Source organism: Microbacterium azadirachtae (assembly GCF_000956545.1).
GTDB lineage: Bacteria > Actinomycetota > Actinomycetes > Actinomycetales > Microbacteriaceae > Microbacterium > Microbacterium azadirachtae.
Window position 1 is genome coordinate 1 of record NZ_JYIT01000017.1, and the last position, 1,974, is coordinate 1,974.

Below are 1,974 nucleotides of genomic sequence, written 5' to 3' on the forward strand. Positions count from 1 at the left end.
TCGTCGGCGCGGCCGTCGACACGTTCCACACCTGGTGGGATCCGCAGGTGCTCGACCAGATCGCCCGCGCCGGCCGCGAGGGTCGGATCGCGACGTATCAGGTGTGCGACTGGAAGACCCCGCTGCCGGCGGACGTGCTGCTCAGCAGGCACTATCCGGGAGACGGGATCATCGACTTCGCCTCGTTGACGCAGGCGGTCGTCGCCACCGGCTACGACCGCGACATCGAGGTGGAGATCTTCAACGCCGAGATCTGGGCCCAGGATCCGGCCGACGTGGTGCGCCGCACCGCCGAGTCCTTCGCGCGCACCGTCTCTCCGCACCTGTTCTGAGGCGGCGTGGAGCGGTGCGCGACGGGCGGTCCACGGAGAAGCGTCCCGCCGCGACCACGTGAAAGGCTGAATCCATGAGCATCCGACCGGGACTGTGCTCCGTGACCTTCCGTCAGCTGGAGCCGGCGGCGATCGCCGCGCTCGCCGCGGACGCCGGACTGCAGGCCGTCGAGTGGGGCGGCGACGTGCACGTGCCTCCGGGCGATGTCGCGCGGGCGTCCCAGGTCGCCAGGGTCACGGCCGACGCCGGGCTGGCGGTCGCCTCCTACGGCTCCTACTTCCGCGGCGATGCGGGGGAGGAGATCGCCCCGGTGCTCGACGCCGCCGCGGCGCTCGGCGCCGACCGGATCCGGATCTGGGCGGGGCGGACCGGCTCCGCGCAGGCGAGTGCCCAGGAGCGCGCCGCGACCATCGACGCCCTCGCCGCGGCCGTGGAGCAGGCGGGCGCGCGGGGGATCTCGCTCGCGCTCGAGTTCCACGGGGGCACGCTCGCCGACGATGCGGAGCAGACGCTGCGCGTGCTGGACGAGGTCGCCAGCCCGCACTTGTCGACGTACTGGCAGCCCACGGTCTCGGCGCCCGACGACGTGGCCGTCGCGGAGTACCGACGGATCGCGGATCGGGTCTCGGCGGTGCACGTGTTCTCCTGGTGGCCTGCGGCCGAGCGTCTGACGCTCGGCGCCCGGGACGGTCTGTGGCGGGCGTTCGCCGCCGCGGCGGCGGTCGCGCCCGTCCCCCCGCGGGATGCGCTGCTCGAGTTCGTGCCGGGGGACGACCCGGCCGCCCTCGCCGGCGAGGCCGCCGCATTGCGCGCCTACGTCGGCTGACACCCGGGCGCGGACGGACGTCCCGGCGCGTGTCCCGCGATGCGCGAAGGGCGCGACGGGAACTATGCTCGGGGCATGAATCCGGAAAGCCCTTCCCTGCGCTCCGCCCCCGGCGCCGCCCATGCGGTGACGCTCCAGGACGTCGCACGGGAGGCCGGCGTCTCCCTCGCCACGGCGTCGCGCGTGCTGAACGGCTCGGAGCGCAAGGTGGCCGAGGCGTTCCGGGAGCGGGTCGAGCGCGTCGCCGAGTCCCTCGGCTACACCCCGAACGTGTCGGCGCAGGCGACCGCGCGCGGACACTCCCCGGTCATCGCCCTCCTCGTCGCCGACATCGCCGACCCCTACTTCGGCCAGATCGCGGCGGGTGTTGCGCGCGGTGCCGACGAGCGAGGGCTGGTCGTGACGATCTCGATCACCGAGCGGGATCCGGAGCGCGAGAACCGGATCCTGCGCGCCCTGCGCGGCCAGCGTCCGCAGGGCCTCATCCTCGCGGCGTCCCGCGCCGACCGCACCGGCGAGGCGGGGGAGGGCGCACCCGCGGATGCGGAGCTGGCGGCGTTCCAGCGCTACGGCGGACGGGTCGTCGTGTTCGGCGAGCGCCCCGCCGCCGACGAGGGGGCCACCCGGGCGATCACGATCGACAACGCCGGCGGGGCGGAGGAACTCGGCCGCCGCATGGCCGCGATCGGCTATCGCACCGCGATCGGCATCGGAGCCGCCGAGGGCGTGCGCACCTCCGACGACCGCCTCAACGGCTTCGCCCGCGGGTTCGCGGCCGGCGGGGGCGAGCTGGCCCGGATCCACCGCGGCGACTT

The 1,974-nt window shown here is 74.8% G+C and carries 3 protein-coding genes; all 3 read left to right on the forward strand.

The annotated features are described in order from the left end of the window. A partial coding sequence (locus tag RL72_RS00125) for a sugar phosphate isomerase/epimerase family protein (protein WP_045248771.1) occupies positions 1-332 on the forward strand: 332 nt, incomplete at its 5' end. Between the two features lie 74 nt (positions 333-406). Next, positions 407-1,159, forward strand: coding sequence for a sugar phosphate isomerase/epimerase family protein (locus RL72_RS00130; protein ID WP_045248772.1), 753 nt, complete (start codon positions 407-409; stop codon positions 1,157-1,159). 75 nt (positions 1,160-1,234) lie between these two features. Next, positions 1,235-1,974, forward strand: a 740-nt coding sequence (locus tag RL72_RS00135; protein ID WP_045248773.1) for a LacI family DNA-binding transcriptional regulator, incomplete at its 3' end; no start/stop codon positions are given.